The following is a 26,943-nucleotide window of genomic DNA, read 5'->3' on the forward strand; positions in this document are numbered from 1 at the left end:
GGTCCCGCGGGGCGGGGCTGCTACGCGGTGCGGCGGCGGGCGGCGCCGACGACGGCTCCGACCAGCCCGCCGAGGCCGAGCGGTACGCCGAGGGAGAGCAGCACGACGGCACCGACCAGCTTCCCCGGCAGGGCGGGCGTCCCCGGGCCGCTGTGCCAGACCACCCGGCCGCCGGTCAGCTTGGCCAGCTCGACGGTGCCCTGCTGCCCGCTCTGCGCGGTCAGCCGGGAGTCGATGGCGTGCGCCCGCTGGTCGCCCATCAGGAAGGCCCGCCCGGGCGGGACGGTGACGTCGAAGTCCGCGTAGCAGCTGTCCGCCAGGCGGGCGGCCGGCTCGTCCGGCGGCTCCCCGTTGAGGGTGAGCCGGCCATCGGCGCAGACGGCCCGGTCCCCGCCGAGGGCCACCACCCGGGAGACGACCGGGTGGTCGAGCATCCAGGGGGAGTCGACGAGGTAGACCTCACCGCGTCGGACGTCCCGGGCCGCGACCCGGTCGGACAGCATCAGGTCGCCCGGCCGCAGACCGGGGCGCATGGTGTCCCCGGCCATCCGGTGGACGGAGTAGCCGCCCGACAGGACGACGGCGAGCCCGAGCGCCGCGCACAGCAGCCCGGCGATCCCGACGACCCCGACGGCCGCCGGCACCCCCGGCCCCGACCCTTCCGCTTCGGCGTCCGCCGTCCTCCCCTGCCGCGACCCGTGCGCATCCCCGGGGCCTGTCGGACGCCCTCTGACCGGCGGGTACAGTGCGGGGCGGAGCGCGCGTGCCGGTGCGGGCGCGCCGCCGACCACGAGGGGGGACCAGGACCGATGAGCCGCCGAGAGCGCGACCGCGACGGCGCCCGGGAGCACGGCCGGAAGCGGGGTGCCGGCTCCCCGGTGACCGTCACGGTCTGCCGCGGCTGCTGCTGCGGCACCGAGGCGAAGCACCCCGGGGTGGACCACGCGGGGCAGTACGAGCGGCTGCGGACGGCGGTCGGCGCGGCGGGCCGGGTCCGCGCGGTGACCTGCCTGGACGTCTGCTCCCAGTCCAACGTGGTGGTGGTCGGCCCCTCCAGCGAGGGCCGGGCCGCGGGCGGTCGGCCGGTCTGGCTCGGCTTCGTGCTGATGGACGAGATGATCGACGACATCGCCGCCTGGGTCCGCGCGGGCGGTCCCGGTGTTGCCGAGCCGCCCGGGATGCTGGACCTGCAGCTGATCTCGGTCTCCCGCCGGGTCCGCGAGGCGCTGCCGGAGTAGGCCCCGTCCGTCGGGTCGGGCGACCTTTCCGTGCCGGAGCAGGCGCCGTCGTCCGGCTCGCTGCTGACCGGCCGTCGGATCCTGCGCCCCGGGGTGGCGGGGCGCCCCGCACCACTACCATGACCGGTGGCATCGAGCCGAGCCGCGCGAGGGAGGAAGACGATGACGACGGTCTGCCGCATCTGCGCGGGAACCGGCCGGACCGCCGGCCTCAGCTGCCGGACCTGCCAGGGCACCGGCACCACCGAGGTGGGCGGCGGGGGCGGCAACTGCTTCCTCTGCGACGGCACCGGGGTGTACGTGCGCTACCGGGTGGACGCGGCCGGCGCCAAGCAGGCCTACCGGGACGAGATCTGCCGCACCTGCGACGGCACCGGGAACCGGGCCGCGACGCAGTGGGACGAACCCTCCTGACCCTTCGGCGCGGGTCCTCGCCGGAGGACGGTCCGGCCGACGCCCGCTCAGGTCGCGGGACGGGCGGGAGCCATGATCCGGCGTCGGGTCGACGCGAGCACGTCCTTTACCGAACCATGGTCGAACATTGGTGTTCGAATGGGGGACACGCTGCGACCCGTTCACCCGACGTCCGCGTGCGCTCCACGCGCCGCTGACAGAGTCCCGCGCATGGATATCCCCAACATGGGCGTGCCGGCCAAGCTTGCCGACCGCATGAGCATGGCCGAGCAGCACGAGTACCTGCGGGCCCGCTTCTCCCGCCGCCGGATGCTGCGCGCCGGTGCCGTGACCGTCGGCGCCGTCGCCGTCGGCGGTGCCCTGGGCAGCGGTACCGCCTTCGCCGCTCCGGCCGGCCCGCAGCTGCTGACGGGCGGTACGACGGACGGCATCGACGGCGCGCTGGTCGCGCCGGTCGGCCGCCACCTCCAGTTCGGCCCTGAGCCGGACACCCAGTTCCGCATCTCCTGGCAGGTCCCGGCGCCGGTCAAGAAGCCGTTCCTGCGCTACGGCCGGACCCCGTGGGAGCTGAGCCACAAGGTCCAGGCCGAGGTCCGCGCCCTGCACACCCCGGCGCTGACCCCGACCGGCCGGCCGGTGGACCAGTACTACCTGCACGTGGCGCTGGAGGACCTGCACCCCGACACCACCTACTACTACGGTGTCGGCCACGAGGGCTTCGACCCGGCCTCGCAGCAGCAGATCTCCACCCTGCACACCTTCCGCACCGCGCCCTCCCGCGACCACCGCTGGGGCAAGGTGTACGAGCCGTTCACCTTCACCGCCTTCGGCGACCAGGGCGTCAGCGCGCACGCGGCGGGCAACGACCACATCATCAAGGCGCAGAAGCCGGCCTTCCACCTGCACGCCGGTGACATCTGCTACGCCGACCCGGCCGGCTCCGGCACCGACCCGGACAAGTCCGTCTTCAACGCGAAGACCTGGGACGACTTCCTGGTCCAGACCGAGACGGTCGCCGCCGAGATCCCGTGGATGGTCGCCTACGGCAACCACGACATCGAGGCCTGGTACTCGCCCAACGGCTACGGCGGCGAGAACAGCCGCTTCTTCCTGCCGAACAACGGCCCGGACCCGCGCAACGTCCCCGGCGTCTACACCTTCCGCTACAAGAACGTCGGCGTCATCTCCCTGGACGCCAACGACGTCTCCTACGAGATCCCGGCGAACCTGGGCCTCTCGGCGGGCAAGCAGACCAAGTGGCTGGAGCGCACCCTCAAGGACCTGCGCAGCGACGAGACCGTCGACTTCATCGTGGTCTTCTTCCACCACTGCGCCTTCTCCACCACGGTGGCGCACGCCTCGGAGGGCGGTGTCCGCGAGGCCTGGGTGCCGCTGTTCGAGAAGTACCGGGTGGACCTGGTCATCAACGGGCACAACCACATCTACGAGCGCACCGACGCCATCCTGGGCAACAAGGTCTCGAAGCAGGTGCCGAGCGGCGCCACCATCGAGCCCGAGAAGGACGGCGTGGTCTACGTGACCGCGGGCGCGGCCGGTCGCAGCCTGTACAAGTTCGACGTGCCGGACACCTACGAGGGGCACGAGAACCACCAGGACGAGGTCACGACCTACTACTGGAGCAAGGGCCGGGTGAAGACCCCCGAGACCATCCAGTGGTCGCGGGTCCGCTACACCGGCTACTCCTTCATCAGGGTCGACGTCACCCCGGCCCACCTGGGCCAGAAGTCGGTCATGAAGGTCACCGCGCTGGCCGAGGACGGCACGCAGATCGACAACTACTCGATCCTGCGGAAGGTCGGCGAGGGCTGGGACTCCGGCCGCGACGACGACGGCGAGGGCGGCGGCTGGGGCTGGTAGTCCCGGGCGGTCGTCACCGGCCCCGGCGTCGAGGGAGGACCTCGGCGCCGGGGCCCGCCGTTTCAGCGGCGGGGACCGTACATGAGGACGGCGACCCCGGCCAGGCAGATCAGCGCGCCCACCACGTCGTAGCGGGTCGGCCGGAAGCCGTCCACCAGCACGCCCCAGAGCAGCGAGCCGGCCACGAACACCCCGCCGTACGCGGCCAGCACCCGGCCGAACTGGCCGTCCGGCTGCAGCGCGGCGACGAAGCCGTACGCGCCGAGCGCCACCACCCCCAACCCGGCCAGCCACCAAGGCCGTTGCTCGCGCACGCTCTGCCACACCAGCCAGCAGCCGCCGATCTCGGCGAGCGCGGCGAGGGCGAACAGGGCGACGGAACGCAGGACGGTCATGCCCCGAGCGTAGGGCGCGTGGCGCGCGTAGGGCGCGCCGTGCTGCTCAGCTCTGCCGGTACGTCGCCAGGAAGCGGCCGATCCGGTTGATGGCGGTCTCCAGGTCGTCGGCGCGGGGCAGGGTGACGAAGCGGAAGTGGTCCGGGCGGGGCCAGTTGAAGCCGGTGCCCTGGACGACGTGGATCTTCTCGCGCAGCAGCAGGTCCAGCACGAAGCGCTCGTCGTCGACGATCCGGTGCACCGCCGGGTCCAGCTTCGCGAAGGCGTACAGGGCGCCCTTGGGCTTGACGCAGCTGACGCCGGGGATCTCGTTGAGCGCCCGGACGGCGATGTCGCGCTGCTCGGTGAGCCGGCCGCCGGGCAGCACCAGGTCGTTGATGGACTGGTGGCCGCCGAGCGCGGCCTGGACGGCGTACTGGGCGGGCACGTTGGGGCACAGCCGCATGCCGGAGAGCATGGTGAGGCCCTCCAGGTAGTCGGAGGCGTGCTGCTTGGGACCGGAGACGACCAGCCAGCCGCTGCGGAAGCCGGCCACCCGGTAGGCCTTGGAGAGGCCGTTGAAGGTGAGGGTGAGCACGTCGTCGGCGAGGGCGGCCAGGCAGTGGTGCTCGGTGTCGTCGTAGAGGATCTTGTCGTAGATCTCGTCGGCCAGGACCATCAGCTGGTGGCGGCGGGCCAGGTCGAGGATGCCCTCCAGCAGTTCCTTCGGGTAGACCGCGCCGGTCGGGTTGTTGGGGTTGATGACGACGATCGCCTTGGTGCGGGCGGTGATCTTGGCGGCGATGTCGTCCAGGTCCGGGTACCATTCGGCGCCTTCGTCGCACAGGTAGTGCACGGCCTTGCCGCCGGCCAGCCGGACCACGGCCGTCCAGAGCGGGTAGTCGGGCATCGGGACGAGCACCTCGTCGCCGTCGTCGACCAGCGCGGTGACGGCCATCTGGATCAGCTCGGAGACGCCGTTGCCGAGGTAGACGTCGTTCACGTCGACGCCCTGGACCCCGCGCTGCTGGTAGTACTGCACGACCGCGCGGCGGGCCGGCAGGATGCCGCGCGAGTCGCTGTAGCCGTGCGCCTTGGGCAGGTTGCGGATGATGTCCTGGATGATCTCCTCGGGCGCCTCGAAGCCGAACGGGGCCGGGTTGCCGGTGTTCAGCCGCAGGACGGTGTGTCCGGCCTCCTCCAGGGCGTTGGCCTGGTCGACCACCGGGCCCCGGATCTCGTAGCACACGTCCTTCAGCTTGCTGGACTGCCGAAACTCCATCTGCGGCCTCCCGACCGTCACCACCGCTCCGTTGCTTCTGCTTTGTTCTACCAAGTTGGCACTTGGAAAGTCCAACCTCTTGGCTATGCTGATCCACATGTCACGCCGAAGCTACGACCAGTACTGCGCCGTCGCCCGCGCCCTGGACGCGGTGGGGGAACGCTGGAGCCTCCTGATCGTCCGTGAACTCCTCGGCGGTCCGCGCCGCTACACCGACCTGCACGCCGACCTGCCCGGCGTCTCCACCGACATCCTGGCCGCCCGGCTCAAGCAGCTGGAGGCCGAGGAACTGGTCGCGCGGCGGCGGCTGGAACGGCCGGCCAACGCGACGGTCTACGAACTGACCGGGCGCGGGCGCGAATTGCGGCCGGTCATCGAGGCGCTGGGGGAGTGGGGCCTGGCCGCCCTCGGCGAGCAGCGGCCCACCGACGCCGTGCGCGAGCACTGGTTCACGCCGCAGCGGGCGGCGGCCGAGGCGGCGGCGGTCGTCGCCTCGGGCTGACGGCGGGCGACCGGGGCGTGCCGTGGCCGTGCCGTGGCCGTGCCGATGGGGCATGGCGGTGAGGGTGTGGCTGTGGCTGTGGCTGTGGCTGTGGCTGTGGCGGTGGCTGTGGCGTGGAGGTGGCCGGGGGCGGGGCGGCGGCAAGGCCCCCGTCGCCGGCCGCCGTCCCGTGACCCCAGGGTGGGGCGGAGCGATAAACGAACGGTGGACGTGCGATGAGCGCCGAGGCCAGGGGCCTGGCCGCGGGGGCGCACAGCCGCACACGTACGATCATCGGACCGCGAAGCCGTCCCAGGAGAGCGGAGGCCACCCCGTGCCCACCCCGTACCGCAGTTACGCCGACTACGTCGCCCTCGGTGACTCCTTCACCGAGGGCATGTGCGACGACCTGCAGCCCGACGGCCACTACCGGGGCTGGGCCGACCGGGTCGCCTCGGCGCTGGCGGCCGAGCGCGCGGACGGGGACTTCCGGTACGCCAACCTCGCCGTCCGCGGCAAGCTCATCGGCCAGATCCACGACGAGCAGCTCGCCCCCGCCGTCGCCATGGGCGCCGGGCTCGTCACCCTGGCCGGCGGCTTCAACGACGTGCTGCGCCCCGGCTGCGACATCGACCGGGTCGAGCGGCTGCTCGGCCGCTGCGTCGCCGAGCTGCGCGCCACCGGCGCCACCGTCGTCCTGTTCACCAGCACCGACCCCACCCGCCGACTCGCGGGCAGCGCCCGGCTGCTGCCCGCCATCCTGCGGATGAAGGCCTTCGTGCAGGAGCTGGGCCGACAGGACGGCATCGTCGTGGTCGACCTCTTCTCCGCGCCCTGCTTCGACGACCGCCGGCTCTGGGCCGAGGACCGCCTGCACCTGTCGCCCGAGGGCCACCGGCGGGTCGCCGAGGGCGTGCTGGAGGCGCTCGGCCGCCCCGCCTCCTTCGACTGGCGCGCCCCGCTGCCCGTCGCCGCCCCGCCCGGCCTCGCCGCGCGGCTGCGGGCCGACGCCCGCTGGCTGCGCACCCACCTCGGCCCGTGGATCGGTCGCCGCCTGACCGGGCGCTCCTCCGGCGACGGCCGCCCGCCGAAGCGCGCCGAGCTGCTGCCGTACTCCTAGACCTCAGGTGCTCCGGCGCTCCGGTCCTCCAGTCCTGCGGTCCTCCGGCCCTCCCGCGTCGGGTCCAGGACCAGGCTCGCCATCGGGGAGCGGGTGGTCCAGCCGAGCGCGGTGTAGAGCGCCTGGCCGTCCGGCGTGCCGACCAGCACGCCGGTGCGCGCGCCCCGCTCGTGCGCGGCGGACTGCAGCGTCCGCATCACCAGGGCGCCCAGTCCGCGGCGGCGGAACTCCGGCGAGGTGGTGATCTGGTCCGGTACGGCCACCGGGCCGGCCAGACCCGCCTGGCCGCGGGCGGCGAGGTGCCCGGCGTCGGTGCGCACCAGGGTCCGCAGGACGCCGCCCCGCTCCCAGGTGGTCACGGTGAAGCCCGCCGGCGGCTCGGGCCGCGCGGGGGCGAGCGGGGTGCTCATCAGGAAGCCGGGCAGGTCCAGCCGCCACTGCGGGCCCAGCCAGGGGAGCACGGTGGCGTCCTCGGCGAACAGCTTCAGCCAGGTGTCGGGCGCGGTGGCGTTCCCGGCGACCTCGCGGACCTCGGCCTCGGTCGGTTCGGGCAGCACGTGCCGGCCCACCTCGCCGGAGGGCGCGCCGACGTCGATGCTCCAGCCCCAGGGCCGCTCCATCGGCTCGGCGGAGCCGCGCGAGACGACCCAGCCCGATATCCACATCCGGACCAGGTCCCTGACGTCCGGCTCCTGCATGGCGCACCCCCGTGTGTAATGGTCTCTCCAGCTCTACGCATATTACCGCCGGTGGGGATGGTCTGCCCAGTAGGATTTCCGGGTTCACGGCGCCGCCCCGGCGCCCGGCTGGAAGGACCCCGGAACGTGCGCGAGACCGAGTCGCCGCAGGCCCCCACGGCGGCCGCGCCGACCCCGCTGGTGTCCGACTGCGGCAGCTGCTTCGGACTCTGCTGCGTCGCCCTGCCGTTCTCCGCCGGCACCGACTTCGCCGTGAACAAGGCCGCCGGCAGCCCCTGCCGCAACCTGCGGACCGACTTCAGCTGCGGCATCCACGCCCGGCTCCGCGACAGCGGCTTCCAGGGCTGCACCGTCTACGACTGCTTCGGCGCCGGGCAGCGTGTCTCCCAGGTGACCTTCGGCGGCCGCAGCTGGCGCGAGGAGCCGGACAGTGCCGGGCCGATGTTCGAGGTCTTCCCGATCGTTCGGCAGCTCCACGAACTCCTCCGCTACCTCACCGAGGCGCTCACCTTCGAGGCCGCCCGCCCCGTCCACGACGAGCTGCGGCAGGCCCTGGCGGACACCGACCGGCTGGCCGGCGGCACCCCCGAGGAGATCCTCGCCGTCGACGTGCCCGCGCACCGCCGGCGGGTCAGCGAACTCCTGCTGCGCGCCGGTGAACTCGTCCGCGCCGAGGTGCCGCGCCGCCGGGACCACCGCGGCGGCGACCTCTTCGGTGCCCGCCTGCGCGGCGCAGACCTGCGGGGCGCCAACCTGCGCGGGGCGCTGCTGGTGGCCGCCGACCTCTCCGGCGCCGACCTCCGGCTCGCCGACCTGATCGGCGCCGACCTGCGCGACGCCAACCTGGCCGGCGCCGACCTCAGCACCGCCCTCTTCCTCACCCAGACCCAGCTGCACGCCGCCCGCGGCGACGCCGCCACCCGCCTCCCGGCCGGGCTCACCCGTCCCGCCCACTGGGCCACCACGGCGGTGCCGGTGCCGGTGGCGGCCCCGGCGTCCGGGCGCCGGCCCTCCGGGTCCGGCAAGGGCGGTGGCCGGCCGGCCCGAGGGCGTCGCCGCTGACGACGTGACCTCCGGGTCCGTGGGCGCCTCCGCGTCCTCCGGGCTCCCCGGGTCCTCCGGGTCCGTGGGGGTCCTCCGGGTCCGTGGGGGTCCTCCGCGTCCTACTGGCCGACCCGGCCGTCGATGCACTCGCGCAGCAGGTCGGCGTGCCCGCAGTGGCGGGCGTACTCGTCGATCCGGTGCACCAGCAGCTCGCGGACCGCGACCCCGTGCTTCCCGGGCCGCTCGCCCAGGTCCGGGAACCCGGCGAGCAGGGCGTCGGTCGCGGCCTGCTCGCGCTCCAGGTCCCGGAAGGCGGCCTCGACCACCGCCGGCTCGGCCACCGCCCCGTCGAAGTCCGCGTCGCCCGGGCCGTACAGCTTCGGCGGCCGCTCGCCGTCCGTGACCCAGCTGCGCCAACCCCGCTCCACCTCGGCCAGGTGGCGGACCAGCCCGAGCAGCGACATCGTCGACGGCGGCACCGAGCGGCGGGCCAGTTGCTCGGGGTCGAGGCCCTCGCACTTCATCCGCAGCGTCAACCGGTAGTTCGTCAGGCAGTCGTTCAGGGCGCCGAGTTCGCCGTCCGGACTCGGCCCGTCGCTGTTGCGCGGGTCGTCGTCCGGATCGGCCCACATGTCGGGGTGGACGGTCGCCTCGGTCCATCGCGTGGGTCGATCGGTCATGACCGCATCGTCGCGCCTCGCTCCCCGTTTCCGCCAGCGGGTTATCGCCGGCGCCGCGTCAGCGGGACGGGCGGCGAAGCGATTGCCGGCGAGGGGGGTTCCGGAGAGGGGGTTCCGGCGAGGGGCCTTCCGGCGGCGGGGGCGCGGCGGGCGAGTCCGCGCGGCGTCAGCCGGTCAGCAGCCGGGCGCGCAGGGCATCGACCTGGCCGCGGTCGATGCCGACGGTGCCGGTGAGGTAGCCCTCGACCGAGCCGTGGCGGGCGGCCAGGTCGGCCAGGGTGAGCCGGATGACCGCCTCCGGGGCGCGCCCGTAGCCTGGCCAGCGCAGGGTGCGACCGGGGTGGGCGGCGTGCCAGTCGGCGACGAGCTGCGGGGTGGCGAGCTCGGTGAGGGCGAAGTCGGCGGCGATGTCGTCCTCGGCGACGCCGAGCAGGGTGAGCAGCAGGGCGGCGATGAGACCGGTGCGGTCCTTGCCGGAGGCGCAGTGGAAGACCACGGGGGCGTCGGCGGCGGCGATCACGTCCAGGACCTGGCGGATCTCCTTCACCCCGTCCTCGGCGACCTCGGCGAAGCGGTCGGCGAGGTAGCGCCAGGGGTCGAGCTCCGGGTCGATCTCGGCCTGGTCGTACGGGCGGTGCTCGATCGACAGGTTGTGGTACTCCAGTCCGTCGAACTCCGGGACCCGGCCCTTGGCGCCGATCTCCCACGGGTAGCGGAGGTCGATCACGGTCCGGACGCCGAGGCCCCGGAGCCGGTCGAGGTCGGCGGGCGAGGAGAGCTTGCCGAGCGAGTCGGAGCGGTAGAGCAGGCCCCACCGTACGGTCCGCCCGCCGGCGGCCGGATAGCCGCCGAGGTCGCGGAAGTTGTGCAGGGCGTCGAAGGCGAGGTGACGTGTGGTCATGCCCGGCACTCTAGGCCAGGGGCGTCGGCCGGTGAGGGGCCGGCGGCAGCCCCGGGAGAGGAGGTCGAAGGCGCGGGTGGCGTCGCGGGCGGCCTCGGCGTGCAGGTCGTCGGCGGTGCGGCCGTCGTCCTGGTGGCGGCGCCGGTTGTGCGGGGCGAGGACGCGCTGGGCGGCGGTGACCCAGGGCGGCCGGGCCCGGCGTAGGCGGGGTGGCGGAGCGGATCAGGAGGAGGCCCGGCGTGCCCGGCGGGCGGTGACCTCGATCTCGATCCGCATCCGGGGGTCGGCGAGCCCGCACACCTGCATCGTGGCGGCCGGGCGGACCGCACCGAAGCAGCGGCGCAGCACCGGCCAGCAGGGCTCGAAGTCCGCACGCTCGGGCAGCAGGTAGCGCACCCGGACCACGTCCGCGAAGCCGCAGTCCGCCTCGGTCAGCGCTGCCTCGATGGTGCGCAGGCACTGCTCGGCCTGCTCCACCACGTCCTCGGAGATGGTCATCGTGGTGTAGTCGAACCCGGTCGTCCCGGAGACGTGCACCCAGTCGCCGTCCACCACGGCCCGGGCGTAGCCGATCTGTTCCTCGAAGGTCGAACCGCTGAGGATCGCGCGTCGCTCTGTCATGCCGGGAACGCTAGGTGAGCTCCGGAGATACGTCCAACACTCCTGGCGGGGCGATCTGATATCCCTGGCGGTATGGAGCGTCCCGAACTCCCCCTGCCGCAACTGCACGCCTTCGCCGTCCTCGCCGAGGAACTGCACTTCGGCCGCGCCGCCGCCCGCCTGGGCATCGCCCAGCCGCCGCTGAGCCAGCGGATCCGGCGGCTGGAGGACAAGGTCGGCCACCCGCTGTTCCGCCGTGACCCCGGGGGCGTCACCCTGACCCCGGCCGGCCGGGAACTCCTGCCCGCCGCACGCCGGGCGCTCACCGACCTCGCGGACGCGCTGGCCGCCGCCCGCGCCGTCGGCAGCGGCGAGGCCGGCCGGCTGCGGATCGGGTTCTCCGCCTCCCTCGCCCTCACCGTCCTGCCCGGACTCCTGAACACCTTCCGGCGGCGCCACCCCGCCGTACGCCTGGACATGCGCGAGATGACCAGTGCCCCGCAGCTCACCGCACTGCGCGAACGGACCATCGACGTCGGCTTCCTGCGCGAACCGCCGGCGGACCGGCCGGACCTGCGCTTCCGTACCCTCCTCACCGAGCCGTTCGTGGCGGTGCTGCCGGCCGGCCACCCGCTGGCCGCCCAACGGGCCGTCCGCATCGAGCAGTTGGCGCAGGAGCCGTTCGTGCTGCTGCCCCGGGAGGACGGGCCGCAGCTGTACGACCGGATCACCGGTCTGTGCGCCGACGCGGGCTTCACCCCGACGATCGCGCAGCACGCGGTGGAGTGGCAGACGGTCTGCGCCCTGGTCGGCGCCGGCCTGGGCGTCTCCCTGGCCCCGGCGAGCATCCGACGGATCCGACTGCGCGGCGTGGCCTTCCGCCGGACGGAGCCCGAGGGCACCCGGACCCGGGTCGCCGTCGCCTGGCGCACCGACGACCCCGACCCCCTGGTGCGCCACCTGCTCGCCGCCGCCACCGAGACGCTCCCGCCCAGGACGTAGGGGCCGTCCTCGTCCGCGGGCCGGCTCCCCCGGCCCAGGCCGGGAAGTGCGGTGGAGCCCGTACCTCGCCGCGTGGTCGCCCGTCGCCGACGCCCTCCGGGTCGCCAGCCGGGAGGTGGCCCCAGCCCGGCCTCCCGGGGGGGCAGCTGTCGGGCGGCGTCGGTGGTGGGTGTCCCGGCGGCTCGGGGCGGGGTGTCAGGCGCTGCGGTTGGCGAGGACTTCGCGGACGACGTGGCGGGCGTTGGCGGTCCGGGCCTGGTCGGTGTGGCGGTAGTACGGGATCGTCACCAGGGCGATCGAGAAGGCCCAGGCGCGGCCGCGGGCCCACATGGCGTCGTCGGCGCGCAGGGCGGCGCGGAAGGCGGGGCGGGCGGCGGCGGGCAGCAGGTTCCAGGCGGCGATCAGATCGGCGGTCGGGTCTCCGACTCCCATCAGGGCGAAGTCGATGACGGCGGCGAGTCGCCCGGTGCGGGAGAGCAGCAGGTTGCCGGGGGTGAGGTCGCCGTGCATCCAGACCGGCGGCCCCGCGTAGTCGGGGAGTTGAAGTGCCTTGTCCCACACGGCCGTTGCCGCGACGGTGTCGATCGAGCCGGCCAGCTGGGCGATGGCCGCGCGGGTCGCGCCGTCCCGGGAGGCGAGCGGGACGCTGCGGTGGCCGGCCGGGGCACCGGTCGGGTCGACGGCGCGGAGGGCGTTGACGAAGCCGGCCAGGTCGCGGGCCAGTGCGCCGGGTGCGGCCAGGGCACCGACCGTCGGGTTGGTGCCGTCGATCCAGCGCAGCACCGACCACTCCCAGGGGTAGCCGGCGGCGGGCCGGCCGAGGGCGAGCGGGGCGGGGACCGGCAGCGGCAGTCGCGGTGCCAGCCTGGGCAGCCACTGGTGCTCCCGCCGGACGTCCCCGGCCGCCCACGCCATCCGGGGCAGCCGGACGGCGAGTTCGGGCCCGAGGCGGAACATCGCGTTGTCCGTCCCGGCGGAGCCGACCGGGGTGATCGGGAGGCGCTCCCACTGCGGGAACTGCGCGGCTATCAGACGTCTCACCAGGGCCGCGTCGACCACCGGCTCGTCGGGGTGCATCCGGGTGGCAGCGCACATGCCCGGCAGCGTACAGCGCCGGTCGTTTCCGTTCAGCCGTATTCCGGAACTGTGCGCAGCCCTGTCCTACGGCATGGTGACCGGTCTGCAGACCGCGGGAGAGCGCCGGGCCCTGCGCGCGGCCCTGGCGGCGCTGCTGAGCGTCCCCGGCTCCTCCTGCCGGACGATCCACCGGATCCAGGCCCGCCAGGTGACGCAGTACCGCACCACCAGCGGCAGCGGAGGCAGCAGCAGCGGCGGCACCGCGCAGGGGGCCTTTCGACGACCAGGGCTCCGGACCGGCCACCCGCCGCCGGCAGATCGCCCACGCGGGCTTCCGCTACGGCGGCGAGGTCGACGCCGTCCGGGACGGCCCGGACCGGATCCGGTCGACGAGCGAACAGCCCGACGAAGGTGATCGACGTGGCCGCCGACGGCCGGCCCAGGGCGTCGCTCACGCCGGAGTGACCCGCGGCCGGTGGTCGCTCACGCCGGCGAGACGCGCGCTCCGACGGTGACCCGCACCCCGATCGTGCCGCCCTTGCCGAACCGCAGCACGTTCGCGGTCAGCGCGATCGCGCACAGCAGCCCGTACTTGCGCCGCAGCAGCTTGCGGTAGGCGGGCGCCCGGTGCGGGTCGAGGACGGCGGTGGCCGGGACCTGCGCGCCGAGCAGGTTGCCGCGGATGTCGCTCGGGCCGACCAGCACGTCCGTGCGGTTCCGCAGACGCTTGACCTTGCCGGTCTTCGTCACGGTGGTGAAGACCAGCGCGTCGCCGTCCCGCGCGACCCAGACCGGAGTGGCCACCGGGGTGCCGTTCTTCCGATAGGTGGTGAACAGCAGGTACTTGGCGGCGGCGAGTCGCTCCAACTCGGCGGCTGCGTCCAGAGTGTCCATGCCCGTCAGCCTAGGAAGCCGCACCTGGGCATCACTTGAGCCTTCGTGGGGCCGCGCCGGGTCCGCCGCGAGCGGCATCGAGTCCGCCCCGAGCCGCCCCGAGCCGCTGCGATCCGCCGCGATCCGCCGCGAGCCGCGTCGAGTCCGCCGCGCCCCGCCGCGTGACCGTCCGGATTCCGCCCGGACTCCGCGCCCGGCCCGCCCGGAACCGCCGGCCGGGCCCGTCGGCCGGGCCCGCCGCTCCCGGCCGGCGTTCCGGCCGCCACGCCCGGCCGCCGCGGGTGCGGCCGGGCGCCGTCGTCGGCACCTGCCAGAATGCAGGGCGTACGGCGAACGCACTGAAGGAGAAGGTGACCGGCTTCGTGACCACGCCAGTCGAACAGGTGGCCCGGCAGGCCCAGCAGGCGATCGAGCGCAAGATCGCCGAGGAACTGGGCGTCCGCGAGGGGCAGGTGAAGGCGGCCGTCGACCTGCTCGACGGCGGTGCGACCGTCCCCTTCGTGGCCCGCTACCGCAAGGAGGTCACCGGCTCCCTCGACGACGCCCAGCTGCGTGCCCTGGAGGAACGGCTGCGCTACCTGCGCGAGCTGGAGGAGCGCCGGGCGGCCGTCCTGGAGTCCATCGAGTCCCAGGGCAAGCTGGACGACGCGCTGCGCGCCCGGGTGCTGGCGGCCGACTCGAAGGCCCGCCTGGAGGACATCTACCTGCCGTTCAAGCCGAAGCGGCGCACCAAGGCGCAGATCGCCCGCGAGGCCGGGCTGGAGCCGCTGGCCGACGCCCTGCTCGCCGACCCGACCCAGGACCCGGCGGCGCTGGCCGCGCAGTACGTCAACGAGTCGGTGGCGGACGGCGCCGCGGCGCTGGAGGGCGCCCGGTCGATCCTGGTCGAGCGCTTCGGCGAGGACGCCGACCTGGTCGGCTCGCTGCGCGAGCGGATGTGGAGCCGCGGCCGGCTGGTGGCCACCGTCCGCGAGGGCAAGGAGCAGGACGGCGCCAAGTTCGCCGACTACTTCGACTTCGCCGAGCCGTACACCAAGCTCCCCTCGCACCGCATCCTGGCGATGCTGCGCGGCGAGAAGGAGGAGGTGCTCGACCTCGAACTCTCACCCTACGACGGCGAGTCCGACGGGGACCTGCCCGGGGAGAACGACTACGAGCAGCGGATCGCCGCCCGCTTCGGGATCGCCGACCGCGGCCGCCCGGCCGACAAGTGGCTCGTCGACACCGTCCGTTGGGCCTGGCGGACCCGGATCCTGGTCCGGCTCGGCATCGACCTGCGGGCCCGGCTGCGCGCCGAGGCCGAGGACGAGGCGGTGCGGGTGTTCGCCGCCAACCTGCGCGACCTGCTGCTCGCCGCCCCGGCCGGCACCCGCGCCACCATGGGCCTGGACCCGGGCTTCCGCACCGGGGTGAAGGTCGCCGTGGTGGACGCCACCGGCAAGGTCGTCGCGTACGACACGATCTACCCGCACCAGCCCGCCAACAAGTGGGACGCGGCCCTGCACACCCTGGCCGTCCTGGCGAAGAAGCACGACGTCGACCTGGTCGCGATCGGCAACGGCACCGCCTCCCGGGAGACCGACAAGCTCGCCGAGGACCTCATCAAGCGCCACCCGGAGCTGAAGCTCACCAAGGCGATGGTCAGCGAGGCCGGCGCCTCGGTCTACTCGGCCTCCGCCTTCGCCTCGCAGGAGCTGCCGGACCTGGACGTGTCCATCCGCGGTGCGGTCTCGATCGCCCGCCGGCTGCAGGACCCGCTGGCCGAACTGGTCAAGATCGACCCCAAGTCCATCGGCGTCGGCCAGTACCAGCACGACCTGAGCGAGGTGAAGCTCTCCCGCTCGCTGGACGCCGTGGTCGAGGACTGCGTCAACGCCGTCGGCGTGGACGTCAACACCGCCTCGGCACCGCTGCTCACCCGGGTCTCCGGCATCACCGGCACGCTGGCCGACAACATCGTCGCCCACCGCGACGCCAACGGCCCCTTCCGCACCCGCAAGCAGCTCAAGGACGTGGCCCGGCTCGGCCCCAAGGCCTTCGAGCAGTGCGCGGGCTTCCTGCGCATCCCCGGTGGCGAGGACCCGCTGGACGCCTCCAGCGTGCACCCCGAGGCCTACCCGGTGGTGCGCCGCATCCTGGCCGCGACCGGCGGTGAGCTGCGCGGGCTGATCGGCAACGGCGCCGCGCTGCGGGCGCTGAGGCCCGCCGACTTCGCCGACGACACCTTCGGCGTCCCGACCGTCACGGACATCCTCGGCGAGCTGGAGAAGCCGGGCCGGGACCCGCGCCCGGCGTTCCGCACCGCGACCTTCAAGGAGGGCGTCGACAAGATCGGCGACCTGGAGGTCGGCATGGTGCTGGAGGGCGTGGTCACCAACGTCGCCGCCTTCGGGGCCTTCGTGGACGTGGGCGTCCACCAGGACGGCCTGGTGCACGTCTCGGCGCTGTCCCGGACCTTCGTCAAGGACCCGCGCGAGGTGGTGAAGCCCGGCGACATCGTGAAGGTCCGGGTGCTCTCGGTGGACGTGCCGCGCAAGCGGATCGGGCTCACGCTGCGGCTGGACGACGAGGTCGGCCGCGAGCGCGGCGGCCAGGGCGGCGAGCGCGGGGGGCAGGGCGAGCGCCAGGCCCGCCCGCCGCGCCAGGAGCGGCGCGGGGGCCAGGGCGGTCAGGGTGGACGCGGCGGTCAGGAGCGGCGCGGCGGTCAGGGCGGCCAGGGCGCTCAGGGCGGACGCGACCGGGGCGCCGGCGTGCCGCCGGCGAACAGCGCCATGGCGGACGCGCTGCGCCGGGCCGGCCTGGCCGGGGGCGGCGACGCCGGCTCGGGCGACCGGCGTTCCGGGCGGCGCTGAGTCCGCAGGGACGGACCACGGCCCGCGTCCGGTGGACGCCTCGCGCGTCCACCGGACCCGGGCCGTGTCGCGCCCTTCGGGCGGTCAGGCCAGGATCTTGGCCTTGGCCTGTTGGTACTCCTCCTCGGTGATGGCGCCCTTGTCCTTCAGGTCCGCCAGTCTCGCGAGGTCGTCGACGTGGCTGCGGCCACCGGCGCCGCCGTCCGGTCCGGACGCGGCCGCGTCCCGGATGTAGGACTTGAACGCGGCCTGCGCCTCCTGGGCCTGTTCGATGTCGCGCTTGGTCATCGACTGCCCCCGGGCGATCAGGTAGACCAGGACGCCGATCAGGGGCAGGAGGATCACCAGGACCAGCCAACCGGCTTTGCCCCAGCCGCTGAGGTCGTGGCTGCGGAAGATGTCCGTGATGATCTTGAACAGCAGGAAGAACCAGAGCACCCAGAGGAACAGCTCCAACATCGTCCAGAAGATGTTGAGCAGCGGGTAGTCGGTGCCGGCCAGGAGAGAGGTGTCCATGGCTGAGTCATATCACCGCAAAAAGGACATCGCTCCCCGCTGCTCAGCCATCCCAGTGATCTTCGGCCCGGCCCGGAATACCCCGCCCGGAACACCCGCCCCGAGATGGCCCACCCGGAGTAGCGCACCCGGAACACCCCGCCCGGAGCACCCCGCCCGGAAGACCCCGCCGTCCAGGCGTTCCGCAGCCCGGGACGGCTCAGCCGCGTCCGGCGCGCCGCCGGAGCTCCACGGCCAGCTCGATCAGCTCGCCCCACCAGGCGTCGTGCCCGCTCAGCAGCAGCCGCCGTGCCTCGGCGGCCGGGACGGCGCGGACCTCGACCACCTGCTCGCCGTCCGCCGGGTTGGTCGGCGAGGAGTCCAGCGCGACCTCGCCCCAGCCCCACAGCCAGGCCTTCTCCGGGTGCGGCTGCCACGGCCGGTACGGCACCGGGTCGTCGGTGCGGCAGCGGTGCGCGCCCAGCCAGCCCGGCTCGCCGAGCAGCCGGGCGCCCGCCTCCTCGCGCAACTCGCGCTCCAGGCAGCGGGCGACGCTCTCGTCCTGCTCCCGGGTGCCGCCGGGGAGGAACCAGTGGTCCCGGTCGTCCCGGCAGAGCACCACGTCGCCGTCCGCGAAGCCGACCAGGTGGATGTTGGTGACCAGTGCGTCCGGCGGCAGCTCGGTGGAGAACTGCGCGTCGTACCGTCCCCAGCTCCAGTACTGCGGGGCGTGCAACGCGGGGAAGCGGGCGGCGAGTTCAGCGGCTCTGGCAGAGGTGTCCGTGCGGTCCGTGGTATCGGTCATTCGGTGATCGTAGTGCCGGCCGGGAAACGCCGGGGGGCGGTCGGATGGACGAGGGCGATGTCGGAGGTGGAGATGGCGCGCGGCCGGCGCGGGCGCGGCGTGGCGGCCGGGGCGCCGACCCAACTCCCCAGCGAGATCTCGGCGGTGATGCCCGGGCCGAAGCCGGCGAGCAGTCCGCAGGTGCCCTCGGGCACGCCGCCGTCGGCGAACAGCCGGGCGAGGGCGTCGAAGACCACGGCGCTGGCGATGTTGCCGCGTTCGGTGAGCGTCGCGCGGCTGTGGCGGAAGGCGGCCGGCTCCAGGTGGAGGAAGCGGCACAGGTCGTCCAGGATCCGCGGGCCGCCGGCGTGCACGATGTAGAAGCCGAGCCCGGAGACGTCCCAGCCGTGTTCCCCGGCCAGGCCGCGCAGCGCGGGTGCGAGCAGCTCCATCGTGCCGGGCACCCGTTTGTCCAACTGGAAGTGGAAGCCGGTGTCCTTCACCCCGTACGAGATCCAGTTCTCGGTGCCCGGGACGAGGTGCGAGCCGTTGCGCTCGATCTGCACGCCGCGCCCGCCGCGGTCGCGCATCACCACGGCGGCCACCGCGTCGCCGAACAGCCCGTTGGAGAGCAGCGAGCCGACGGAGAGGTCGGTCGGCTGGTAGCAGAGCGAGCAGAACTCGCAGGCGACGATGAGCACGTTGGCGCCCGGGTAGCCGCGGCAGAAGTCGTGCGCGCGGTTGACGGCGGCGCCGCCGGCCGCGCAGCCCAGCTGGGCGATCGGCACCTGGCGGGTGTCGGAGCGGAACCCCATGGTGTTGATCAGCCAGGCGGTCATCGACGGCATCATGAAGCCGGTGCACGACACGTAGACCATCAGGTCGATGTCCCGGGCGGTCAACTCGGCGTGCGCGAGGGCCCGTTCGACGACCTCCGGGACGCGCCGCTTGGCCTCGCGCTCGTACACCTCGTTGCGGACGGTGAAGCCCGGGTGGGTGAGGGTCCGCTCGATCGGCTGGACCAGGTGCCGGGTCCGCACCCCGGTGTTCTCGATCAGCCGCAGGGCCAGGCCGAGTCGGGGGTGGCCGGCATGCAGGGTGCGGGCGAGGTCGAGGGTCTCGTCGAGGGTGATGACGTGCTCGGGCACGGCGATGGCGGGGCGGCAGAGTGTGGCCATGGGTGAGGGTCTCCCCGGTGCGGGAACGGTGGGGTGGTGGGGGAGGGGACTACCAGGCCACCGGCAGGGCGCGCGGGAAGCGCCAGATCGAGCCGGAGTTCCAGTCGAGTTCGTCGGGTTCGACGGCCAGCCGCAGCTCGGGGAAGCGCCGCAGCAGGGTGCCGATGGCGACCTGCAGCTCCATCCGGGCCAGGTGCGAGCCGAGGCAGTGGTGCTGGCCGTAGCCGAAGGCCATGTGGGTGGGCGTGCCGCGGGAGAGGTCCAGCTCGTCGGGGCGCTCGTACACCGACGGGTCCCGGTTGGCGGTCAGGTAGGAGACGTGCACGGCCTCGCCGGCCCGGATCAGGGTGCCGCCCAGCTCGACGTCCTCGGTGGCCACCCGGGCGATGCCGACGCCCTGGCGGAACGGGATGAAGCGCAGCAGCTCCTCCAGGGCCCGCGGCAGCATGTCCGGCTGGGCCCGGAGCTTGGCGAGCTGTTCGGGGTGGGTGAGCAGGGTGTAGGTGATGTTGCCGAGCTGGTAGGTGCTGGTGTCGTGGCCGGTGACCAGCAGGACCATCGCCATGACCGTCAGCTCGTCGGGGTCCAGCAGCTCGTCGCCGTCGCGGGCGGTGGCGAGCGCGCTGATCAGGTCCTCGCCGGGGCGCGCCCGACGGGCGGCGGTCAGCTCGCTGAAGTAGCCGCGCAGCGCGGCCTTGGCGGCCTCCTGGCCCGCCCGGCTGTCCGGGCCCATCCGCATCATCGCGACGGCGTGGCCGCGCAGTTCGGGGCGGTCGGCCTCGGGGATGTCGAGCAGCTCGCAGATGGTGGTCAGCGGGAGCCGGTCGGCCAGGAAGCGCATCAGGTCGGCGGGGGCGCCGTGCTCGGCCATCTCGTCGTAGTAGCCGTCGACGGTCCGCTGGGTGCTCGGGCGCAGCCGCTCGACCTGGCGGTTGGTGAAGCCCTGGGCGACCAGCCGGCGCAGCCGGGTGTGGCCGGGCGGGTCCATCAGGTTGATCGCCTCGGCCTGGGCGATCGGAGCGGGCGTCATCCGCGGCAGGTCGCGGCCGATGCCCGCCGCGCGGCTGAACCGGCGATCGGTGGTGACCACCCGGACGTCCTCGTAGCGGGTGGCCAGCCAGGCCTCGCCCTCGCCGTACGGGAGCCGGATCCGGGCGACCGGGGCCTCGGTGAGCAACCGCTTGAGGAGGGGGTCGAACTCCAGGCCGTCGGTGTGGTGGAAGGGGCAGTCCCACACGGGGGCGGTGGTGGTCACGGGCCTGTCCAATTGTCCTCGTCCTGCCGGGGAATGCCGCGCCCGGGGTGGTTCCTCGGTTCGGCGCGGACATGCCGATGTTCCCCCCAAGAACGGGCAAAAGGGTGGATCGGGCGGGGAGTTAGCTCTAATGAGTGAGCTGGCTGATTGTCATGCGAACCGTCTCCTCCGGTGGATGAGTTGAGGCTGGTTCCCGCGGGACACAGCGGTCCGGGGGGAACCGCCCGGCGACCGTCGGCGTCCCAACTGCCGCTGGAACCACGGCGATCGCGGAGCTCCTACGTGGGGGAGGGCGCCGCGGGCGGGGGACGGGGCGTCGGCACGGGAGGCGCCGCGGGCGGGGGACGGGGCGTCGGCACGGGAGGCGCCGCGGGCGGGGAGGCGCCGTGAGAGCGGGAGAGACTGTGAGAGGGGGAGACGCTGTGAGAGGGGGAGACGCCGTGAGAGGGGGAGGAGGGGCCGTGTCGCTGCTCAGGACACCGGGACTGGGCCGCCGGGTGGCGGTCACCGTCGGCGGGATCGCGCTGTTCCGGCTCGGGCAGAGCCTGCCGCTACCGGGCGTCGACCCGGTGGTGCTCGGGCGGGTCGCGGACGCGGCGCTGCCCGGCGACCAAGTGCGCGGCCTGACGGACCTGGTCACCGGCGGCGGGCTGTACCGGCTGGCGCTGCTCCCGTTCGGCGTGCTGCCGTTCCTGCTGGCCCGGGTGCTCGTCCCGGCGCTGGCCCGGCTGCACCCCCGGCTCGCCACGCTGCGCGCGGGGCGCCCGGGGCTGCTCCTGCTGCAGCGCCGGACCGCCCTCGCGCTCGGCCTGCTCGGCGGCCTCGGCCTCGCCCTGGTCGCGGAGGGCGGGCACCTGCTCCCCGGCGCGGCCGCCGGGGACGGCGTACTGCGGCTGCACGGGGCGCTCGCCGTCGCCGTGCTGACGGCCGGTGCCGCGGCGGGCGCGGCGGCGCTGCTGCCGCTCCTGCGCTTCATGGACCGGCACGGGCTGGGCGACGCGATCGCGGTGCTGCTGTTCGCGCAGGTCCTCGCCGTCCTGCCCGGCCGGCTGTGGGACGTCCGGGAGCGGGCCGGGTACGGGGGGTTCGCGCTGGCCCTGGTGGCCGTGCTGGCGGGCCTGGCGGTGACGACGGCCCTGGTGATCGCCGGGCGGGTGGCCGAGCGGCGGGTCGAGTTCCGCTACTCGGCGATCGGGCGCGGGGCCGCCGGCGAGCGCCGCCACCTGGCGCTGGTGCTCAGCCACCGGGGGTTCGTCCCGGCGGTGGCCGCCGCGCTGCTGCTCGCGCCGCTGCGGCTGCCATGGCTGCCGTACCTGGTCCTGCTGTTCCTCCTCGCCGCCGCCGGGGCCTGGCTCGCCGTCCGGGCGGGCCGGTCCGTGCTGACCGGCGACACCGGCGCCCTGCTGCGCACCCGCGCGTACGTCCCCGGGGTGGAGCCCGGCGCGGCCACGGTCGCCTACTTCGCCGCCGTCCGCGGGCGGCTGGCCGCCGCCGAGGTGCTCGGCACCGGGCTGGTCGCCGTGCTGCCGTCGCTCCTGGTGGCGGCTCTCGGGGGCGGGGAGGCCGATGGCTACGGCTTCGGATACGGATACGGCTACGGCTTCGGATACGGCTTCGGCTTCGGCTTCGGTGGTGCGAGCGTGCTGGTGGTGGGCGGGGCGGCGATCGACGCGGTGGGGTCGGTGATGCGGAGCGTGCAGACCCACCGGATCAGGCGGCACTATGCGCCGTCCGCCTGACGCGGCGTCAACGACTGCTGTTCGACGGCCTATCATCACGCCATGCCCACCGCTGAGCTGATCCGCATCGTCTCCCGCTCCTCGCCCATGGCGCTCGCCCAGGTCGAGCGGGTCCGCGCCGAACTCGCCGCCCTGCGCCCCGGCCTGCGCACCGAGGTGGTGCCCGTCACCACGTCGGGCGACCGCTGGACCGGCGACCTCGCCCACCTGGGCGGCAAGGGCGCGTTCACCAAGGAGGTCGACGCGGCGCTGCTCGCCGGGGAGGCCGACGTCGCCGTGCACTGCCTGAAGGACGTGCCCGCCGACCGCCCGCTCCCCGCCGGTACGGTCTTCGCCGCCTACCTGCGCCGGGACGACATCCGTGACGCCCTCGTCCACCCCGGCGGCCTGACCCTGGCCGAGCTCCCGCCCGGCACCCGGATCGGCACCTCCTCCGTGCGCCGCACCGCACAGCTCGCCGCCACCCACCCGCACCTGGAGTGCGTGCCGATCCGGGGCAACGCCAACAGCCGGCTCGCCAAGCTGGAGTCCGGAACGGTGGACGCGTTGCTGCTCGCCGTCTCCGGTCTGGAACGGATCGGCGAGCAGGCGCGGATCACGGAGGTCCTCGGCATCGAGGCGATGTGCCCGCCCATCGGCGCCGGGATCCTCGTCCTGCAGTGCCGCGAGGACGACGCCGCGACCATCGAGGCCGTCACCACGCTCGGCCACCGGGACACCTGGCGCGAGGCGGCGGCCGAGCGGATGTTCCTGCACGTGCTGCAGGGCCACTGCAACAGCCCGATCGCCGGGTACGCCAAGGCCGAGGCGGACGGCCGCCTCTCGCTGCGCGGCCGGGTCTTCACCCCGGACGGCAAGCGGGTGCTGGACGCCCACGAGTGGGCGGGCGCGCTCAGCCCGGAGGACCTGGGGACCTCGGTGGCCCTGGCGCTCAAGCGGCAGGGGGCGCAGGAGCTGATCTCCTCGATCCCGCACTGACGGGATCCGGCCGGCCACCGGAGTCCGGGCGGCCACCGGAGTCCGGGCGGGAGCGAGGTTCCGGGCGGGCGCGTGTCGCGCGGTTCTGGCGGTGCCGGGCGGGCGCGTGTCGGGCGGGCGCGCGGGCGGGTGCGTGTCGTGCGGTTCAGGCGGTGCCGGGCACACGAATTCGGTCGGATGTGATCAGAACCGGACGGGTGGCTGCGGCGTCCGTTGAGAAGTGATCAGTGCGGTGCTCGGCGCGATGCCGATGTTCTGGCCCGGGCTGCTGCTCTCGCTGGCGCCCGCGGCTCTGTTCAACCGGCCGGTGGGACGGCTGCTGCGGGCCCACTGGGCGGTGGGCTTCCTCCTGCTGCTCGGCCTCGGCGGGGTGGTGGTGGCCACTCTGCTGCCGGAGGCGTTCCGGCTCTCCGAGGACGCCGTCCGGCACTGCACCGTCGCCGGCGGACGCCCGCGGTCGCCGTACGAGCTGCTGCACGTCCGGCACATCGAGCTCAAGCTGGCGACCTACGCCCCGGTCGGCTTCGCCGCCGCGCTGGCGGGGACGAGGCGACGGGCGGCCGTCGCACTGCTCGCGGCGGCGGCGCTGCCGTTCGCGGTGTCCACGGTGCACTACGCGCTGCCGGCGATCGGGCGCAGCTGCGACGTACAGGACGTCTGGGACGGGGTGCAGGGGATCGTCCTGGGTGCGGCGGCGGGCCTGCTGGTCGGTCCGCTGGTACGGACGGTGGCCCGGCAGCCCTGGCGCCGGGCGGCCTGAGGGGCGGTCAGCGCTCCCGGGGACGCCGCCAAGCAGGGGGGGAACGGCCGGGCGACGGCGGCGACCGGTCGGGCGTCGGAGGGGCGGGTGGCCGGGTCGGCCGCGCGGCCTCGGTCGTGGGCGAGCACCTGCCGGACGGCCTCACCGACGGCCGTCAGCTCCCCGGAGTCAGGATGACGACGGCGCCGAACGCCTCGTCTTGCTGCCGGTCGGCGGGGCCTCGGCCTGTCGACGGCCGGGGCCTGCTCGATCAGTCCGTGCCGGGCCGGCCGCACGTCCCGTCCCCGTCCCCCGGAGAAGCCCCGTGTCCCCGGGACACGGCGGCGGGCTCCGTGCACGCGTCGGCCGGGACCTCGCCGTAGGCCGGGCGGGAGCGGTCGCCGACGGCGTTGTGCGGGTAGCTGTAGCCGGCTCCGGAGCGGGTCCTGCGGCCCGCCGCCCGGCCGCACCGACCGGCGCCCCGGTCCTGGCGGAGATCGGCGACGATCGGGCCCGCTTCGCCACCGTCCGATCCCTCAAGGCCCACGCGGGAAGCGCCCCCGTCACCAGAGCCAGCGGCAAGAGCTGCCAGGTCATGAGCCGGAAGGTGGAGGACCAAAGACCGGCCGCCGTCGGCTACGTCCGAGCCTTCGGCGCTCTCCCGGATCGCCGGGGCCAGAGCCCACGACGACCGCCGACGAGCAACCGGCGACCGGCACGTCGCGGCGCAACGCAACCTCGTCAAGAGGTTCGACGAATCAGTCGTCTTCCCTCCCGGGCATCCGCAGAGCCCGAAGCGGCCGCCCCTTGACGCTCATCCGCACGGGATGCCTTGTCGCTTCCGGCACACGATCGGTGTCGTGCGCGGCCGCCCGTGGCCGCGCCTGGGACACGGATCCCGTCGAAGACCTGGCCGAACCCGGTGGCGTCGGTGACATCCCTCGGGCTGAGCACGATCGACAGCAGCGGGCCCCGGCCGGTCCCGCGGTGGGCTGAGCACCCGAGGTCCGTGGGTCGGCGAGTGGCTCGGACCGTGCCGTGGGCCCCGTCCGAGTTCCCTTTGTGCGGGCGTCGGCGGTGTGCTGATGGGCCGGGTGACCGTGGAGCCGACGGCGACGGCCCACTCCATCCGGCCCTCCGCGTCATCGCGGATCTGGACGCGTTCCAACAGCGTCGCCCACGTCCAGTCCGCCTCCCCGCGGGCGAACCGCTCGTAGACGGACGGCCACGGCCCGTACCGCTCCGTGAGACCACGCCACGGAGCGGTACGGTCCGCAGCTGCCGCGGCTGCCGCAGCGCACCGTTCACCGCCTGCCGGTGATCACGCCACGTCCGTCCACTCGCCTCGACCTGCCACACGATCATTTGTCAGACGGGCCTTAGAGTGGCGCGGGTGACCGAGCCCGCGCACCTTGCCGCCGTACGGGAGTCGTACGACACCGTCGCCGCCGACTACCTCCACCGGGTCGTCCCGCCCGAGGGCATGGACCCGGTGTCCAGGGCGATGCTGGTCGCCTTCGCCGAGCTGGTCCGGGCTGCGGGCGGCGGCCCGGTCGCGGACCTCGGCTGCGGGCCGGGCCGGGTCACGGCGCACCTGGCCGGGCTGGGGCTGTCGGCCTTCGGCGTCGACGTGTCCGGCGAGATGATCGCGCTGGCCCGCCGCGCGTACCCCCGACTCACCTTCCACCAGGGCACGATGAGCGCCCTCGACCTCCCCGACGGCACCCTCGGCGGCATCCTCGCCTGGTACTCCGTCCACCACACCCCGCCCGAGCTGCTGCCCGCGCTGTTCGCCGAGTTCCACCGCGTGCTCGCCCCCAACGGCCTGCTCCTCCTCGGCGGCCACGCCGGCGATGCCCGCCTCCACCCGGCGACGGCCTACGGCCACCCGGTGTCGTTCGGCTCCTACCTGCTCCCAGCCGACCGTCTGGTCTCCCTGCTGGACGGGGCCGGCTTCACCGTCACCACCCGGTTGGAACAGCTGCGCCCGGACCGCCCGGACCGGTCCTACGTCAGCTTGCTGGCCGAGCCGCGCGCGTAGGAGGTCGGCCCGGCCGACTTCCTGTGCCACGAGCCCCGGGCGGGCCGCGTCCAGGGGGGCGAGTCAGCCCGGGCCGAGCGCGGGGTGATTCCTGACGTGAGAGCAGGGAGCCGCGGTGGTGCGCTCCTGACGCCCCGCGCGGGCGCCGACCGGAAGGCAGAAGGCTTCCGCGACCCCACGTGAACGCGCATGCTGACTGCGCCTGTGGGGCCGCCAGGGCTGCCACCGGAGCCCTCGCGGCCACGCTGACCGTCGGGGCCGGCCCGCCCGTCCTTGCCGCAGTGCCCAGCGCCACCAGCCCCTCGACCGTGGCGCCTTCCACTGTGAGGTCCGGCGCCACCGGGAGGTTCGAGGGCGCCTCGGCGGAGGACGGGAGCGGGCGTGGATAAGCGCGCCAGTTGTCGGTGCGGATCGACCTCGACGGGAGCGTCCAGCGGTATCGCCCGGGCTTCCCCGTCCCGCGCGCCACTGTCCAACTGGTCGACCACACCGGCTGACCGCAGTGCAACGGCAAGAACACCTTCGTCGCCGGGCTTGCCGTCGAGGCGATCACCGGCCACGGCTACGCCGACGAACTGCGCGAGCGGATCACCCGCCTCCTCCGACCTGCACGACACGTCCCTCCCGGACGCCGATGAGCCCCGCCGACCTGGAGCGCCTCATGGCGGCCCTCTTCCCGGGACGCCTCCTCCACTCGATCCAGCAGGAGAAACTCCGTCCCGGAGACGCCTCTCCAGCCGGGTAACCGCCGCTGCCCGGGCACGCGGCGTGCATGGGCATGAGCCTCGAACGCCTCCCGGTCGGCGGGACCGTGGCCTGGGGCAAGACTTGCTCCCGACGCGGCTCCTCCGGCGGAGTCTCTGCCGCCCCGGCCTCGCCCGGACGGTCGTTTGCTCGGTCGACCACATGCGCTCAACGGTGCGGAAACCCCGGCGTCCTCGGCCTGCTGACCTCCTCCGTTGGGCGCGTGACGTCCCACCGCACCCCTGCTCCCACGGCCAGCCCCACCCCCCAGGATCAGAATATGTAGACCAACCGTCATATTCGGTCCATTCGCCAGACCCAGCCGCGGGGGGGGGGGGGGGGGGGGGGGGGGGGGGGGGGGGGCGCGGGGGGGGGGGGGGAGGGGGGGGGGGAGGGGGGGGGGGTGGGGGGGGGGTGGGGGGGGGTCTGGTGCTCCCCCCCGCCCTGCGCCGCCC

24 protein-coding genes and 2 pseudogenes are annotated in these 26,943 nt (G+C 74.3%); 13 read left to right on the plus strand and 13 right to left on the minus strand.

Annotation, left to right across the window (positions count from 1 at the left end; translation table 11 throughout):
• Nucleotides 1-20: 20 nt before the first annotated feature.
• Nucleotides 21-644, minus strand: a complete 624-nt coding sequence (gene lepB / locus ACZ6Y7_RS21775) for a signal peptidase I (protein ID WP_465759549.1) — start codon at nt 642-644, stop codon at nt 21-23.
• A 165-nt stretch (nt 645-809) separates the two neighbouring features.
• On the opposite strand from lepB, the gene ACZ6Y7_RS21780 reads away from it, so the two are divergent.
• The 3 genes from ACZ6Y7_RS21780 to ACZ6Y7_RS21790 all read left to right on the plus strand — a co-directional run bounded on the left by ACZ6Y7_RS21780 (nt 810) and on the right by ACZ6Y7_RS21790 (nt 3,530).
• The gene (locus ACZ6Y7_RS21780) at nt 810-1,238 is read left to right on the plus strand and encodes a (2Fe-2S) ferredoxin domain-containing protein (protein ID WP_465759550.1); all 429 of its coding nucleotides are present in this window, start codon (nt 810-812) and stop codon (nt 1,236-1,238) included.
• Nucleotides 1,239-1,400: 162 nt separating this feature from the next.
• Nucleotides 1,401-1,652 carry a hypothetical protein gene (locus tag ACZ6Y7_RS21785; protein ID WP_465759551.1) on the plus strand — a complete coding sequence of 84 codons (252 nt, stop codon included), beginning with the start codon at nt 1,401-1,403 and terminating at the stop codon, nt 1,650-1,652.
• A gap of 210 nt (nt 1,653-1,862) precedes the next feature.
• Nucleotides 1,863-3,530, plus strand: coding sequence for a purple acid phosphatase family protein (locus ACZ6Y7_RS21790; RefSeq protein ID WP_465759552.1), 1,668 nt, complete (start codon nt 1,863-1,865; stop codon nt 3,528-3,530).
• Between the two features lie 62 nt (nt 3,531-3,592).
• On the opposite strand, the gene ACZ6Y7_RS21795 is transcribed toward ACZ6Y7_RS21790, so the two are convergent.
• A complete protein-coding gene (locus ACZ6Y7_RS21795; RefSeq protein WP_465759553.1) occupies nt 3,593-3,925 on the minus strand; it encodes a YnfA family protein in 333 nt (110 codons plus the stop codon).
• 46 nt (nt 3,926-3,971) lie between these two features.
• Nucleotides 3,972-5,186: a pyridoxal phosphate-dependent aminotransferase gene (locus ACZ6Y7_RS21800; RefSeq protein WP_465759554.1), complete on the minus strand. Its 1,215-nt coding sequence runs from the start codon at nt 5,184-5,186 to the stop codon at nt 3,972-3,974.
• Nucleotides 5,187-5,283: 97 nt separating this feature from the next.
• Between ACZ6Y7_RS21800 and ACZ6Y7_RS21805 the strand changes: the two are divergent.
• Nucleotides 5,284-5,670 (plus strand): annotated as a pseudogene (locus ACZ6Y7_RS21805) (winged helix-turn-helix transcriptional regulator); the annotation flags it as partial.
• Between the two features lie 331 nt (nt 5,671-6,001).
• Nucleotides 6,002-6,787, plus strand: a complete 786-nt coding sequence (locus ACZ6Y7_RS21810) for an SGNH/GDSL hydrolase family protein (RefSeq protein WP_465759555.1) — start codon at nt 6,002-6,004, stop codon at nt 6,785-6,787.
• Here ACZ6Y7_RS21810 and ACZ6Y7_RS21815 read toward each other — a convergent pair.
• Nucleotides 6,784-7,485 (minus strand): GNAT family N-acetyltransferase, encoded by a 702-nt coding sequence (locus ACZ6Y7_RS21815; protein ID WP_465759556.1) that lies wholly within the window; start codon nt 7,483-7,485, stop codon nt 6,784-6,786. The genes ACZ6Y7_RS21810 and ACZ6Y7_RS21815 overlap by 4 nt on opposite strands.
• Before the next feature lie 126 nt (nt 7,486-7,611).
• Between ACZ6Y7_RS21815 and ACZ6Y7_RS21820 the strand changes: the two genes are divergently transcribed.
• Nucleotides 7,612-8,547 carry a pentapeptide repeat-containing protein gene (locus ACZ6Y7_RS21820; protein ID WP_465759557.1) on the plus strand — a complete coding sequence of 312 codons (936 nt, stop codon included), beginning with the start codon at nt 7,612-7,614 and terminating at the stop codon, nt 8,545-8,547.
• Between the two features lie 101 nt (nt 8,548-8,648).
• Here ACZ6Y7_RS21820 and ACZ6Y7_RS21825 read toward each other — a convergent pair whose 3' ends face one another.
• The 3 genes from ACZ6Y7_RS21825 to ACZ6Y7_RS21835 form a co-directional block, all read right to left on the minus strand.
• A complete protein-coding gene (locus tag ACZ6Y7_RS21825) occupies nt 8,649-9,209 on the minus strand; it encodes a DinB family protein (RefSeq protein ID WP_465759558.1) in 561 nt (186 codons plus the stop codon).
• Nucleotides 9,210-9,375: 166 nt separating this feature from the next.
• On the minus strand, nt 9,376-10,110 hold the full coding sequence (locus ACZ6Y7_RS21830; RefSeq protein WP_465759559.1) for a tyrosine-protein phosphatase: 735 nt from the start codon (nt 10,108-10,110) through the stop codon (nt 9,376-9,378).
• A gap of 222 nt (nt 10,111-10,332) precedes the next feature.
• On the minus strand, nt 10,333-10,731 hold the full coding sequence (locus ACZ6Y7_RS21835; protein WP_465759560.1) for a RidA family protein: 399 nt from the start codon (nt 10,729-10,731) through the stop codon (nt 10,333-10,335).
• Nucleotides 10,732-10,803: 72 nt separating this feature from the next.
• Between ACZ6Y7_RS21835 and ACZ6Y7_RS21840 the strand changes: the two genes are divergently transcribed.
• Complete coding sequence (locus ACZ6Y7_RS21840) at nt 10,804-11,712, plus strand: LysR family transcriptional regulator (protein WP_465759561.1); 909 nt, start codon at nt 10,804-10,806, stop codon at nt 11,710-11,712.
• A gap of 195 nt (nt 11,713-11,907) precedes the next feature.
• Here ACZ6Y7_RS21840 and ACZ6Y7_RS21845 read toward each other — a convergent pair whose 3' ends face one another.
• Nucleotides 11,908-12,807 carry an aminoglycoside phosphotransferase family protein gene (locus ACZ6Y7_RS21845; protein WP_465759562.1) on the minus strand — a complete coding sequence of 300 codons (900 nt, stop codon included), beginning with the start codon at nt 12,805-12,807 and terminating at the stop codon, nt 11,908-11,910.
• A gap of 465 nt (nt 12,808-13,272) precedes the next feature.
• Complete coding sequence (locus tag ACZ6Y7_RS21850) at nt 13,273-13,683, minus strand: PPOX class F420-dependent oxidoreductase (RefSeq protein WP_465759563.1); 411 nt, start codon at nt 13,681-13,683, stop codon at nt 13,273-13,275.
• 362 nt (nt 13,684-14,045) lie between these two features.
• Between ACZ6Y7_RS21850 and ACZ6Y7_RS21855 the strand changes: the two genes are divergently transcribed.
• Nucleotides 14,046-16,535, plus strand: a complete 2,490-nt coding sequence (locus tag ACZ6Y7_RS21855) for a Tex family protein (protein WP_465759564.1) — start codon at nt 14,046-14,048, stop codon at nt 16,533-16,535.
• A gap of 84 nt (nt 16,536-16,619) precedes the next feature.
• On the opposite strand, the gene ACZ6Y7_RS21860 is transcribed toward ACZ6Y7_RS21855, so the two are convergent.
• The 4 genes from ACZ6Y7_RS21860 to ACZ6Y7_RS21875 all read right to left on the minus strand — a co-directional run bounded on the left by ACZ6Y7_RS21860 (nt 16,620) and on the right by ACZ6Y7_RS21875 (nt 20,247).
• A complete protein-coding gene (locus ACZ6Y7_RS21860) occupies nt 16,620-17,051 on the minus strand; it encodes an SHOCT domain-containing protein (RefSeq protein WP_465759565.1) in 432 nt (143 codons plus the stop codon).
• Nucleotides 17,052-17,250: 199 nt separating this feature from the next.
• Complete coding sequence (locus ACZ6Y7_RS21865) at nt 17,251-17,835, minus strand: NUDIX hydrolase (protein WP_465759566.1); 585 nt, start codon at nt 17,833-17,835, stop codon at nt 17,251-17,253.
• Entirely contained in the window at nt 17,832-18,992 is a 1,161-nt protein-coding gene (locus tag ACZ6Y7_RS21870; RefSeq protein WP_465759567.1) for a type III polyketide synthase, read from the minus strand. The genes ACZ6Y7_RS21865 and ACZ6Y7_RS21870 overlap by 4 nt, the downstream gene beginning before the upstream one ends.
• Before the next feature lie 49 nt (nt 18,993-19,041).
• Nucleotides 19,042-20,247, minus strand: a complete 1,206-nt coding sequence (locus ACZ6Y7_RS21875; protein WP_465759568.1) for a cytochrome P450 — start codon at nt 20,245-20,247, stop codon at nt 19,042-19,044.
• A 461-nt stretch (nt 20,248-20,708) separates the two neighbouring features.
• Between ACZ6Y7_RS21875 and ACZ6Y7_RS21880 the strand changes: the two genes are divergently transcribed.
• The 5 genes and pseudogenes from ACZ6Y7_RS21880 (at nt 20,709) to ACZ6Y7_RS21900 (ending at nt 25,744) form a co-directional block, all read left to right on the plus strand.
• Nucleotides 20,709-21,986, plus strand: a complete 1,278-nt coding sequence (locus tag ACZ6Y7_RS21880; protein WP_465759569.1) for a hypothetical protein — start codon at nt 20,709-20,711, stop codon at nt 21,984-21,986.
• A gap of 42 nt (nt 21,987-22,028) precedes the next feature.
• On the plus strand, nt 22,029-22,964 hold the full coding sequence (hemC, locus tag ACZ6Y7_RS21885) for a hydroxymethylbilane synthase (protein WP_465759570.1): 936 nt from the start codon (nt 22,029-22,031) through the stop codon (nt 22,962-22,964).
• Between the two features lie 220 nt (nt 22,965-23,184).
• Entirely contained in the window at nt 23,185-23,724 is a 540-nt protein-coding gene (locus ACZ6Y7_RS21890) for a hypothetical protein (RefSeq protein WP_465759571.1), read from the plus strand.
• A gap of 451 nt (nt 23,725-24,175) precedes the next feature.
• Nucleotides 24,176-24,476, plus strand: a pseudogene (locus ACZ6Y7_RS21895) (transposase); the annotation flags it as partial.
• Between the two features lie 620 nt (nt 24,477-25,096).
• A complete protein-coding gene (locus ACZ6Y7_RS21900; RefSeq protein ID WP_465759572.1) occupies nt 25,097-25,744 on the plus strand; it encodes a class I SAM-dependent methyltransferase in 648 nt (215 codons plus the stop codon).
• The last annotated feature ends 1,199 nt before the right edge of the window (nt 25,745-26,943 follow it).

It is taken from the genome of Kitasatospora sp. NPDC053308, from assembly GCF_055585785.1.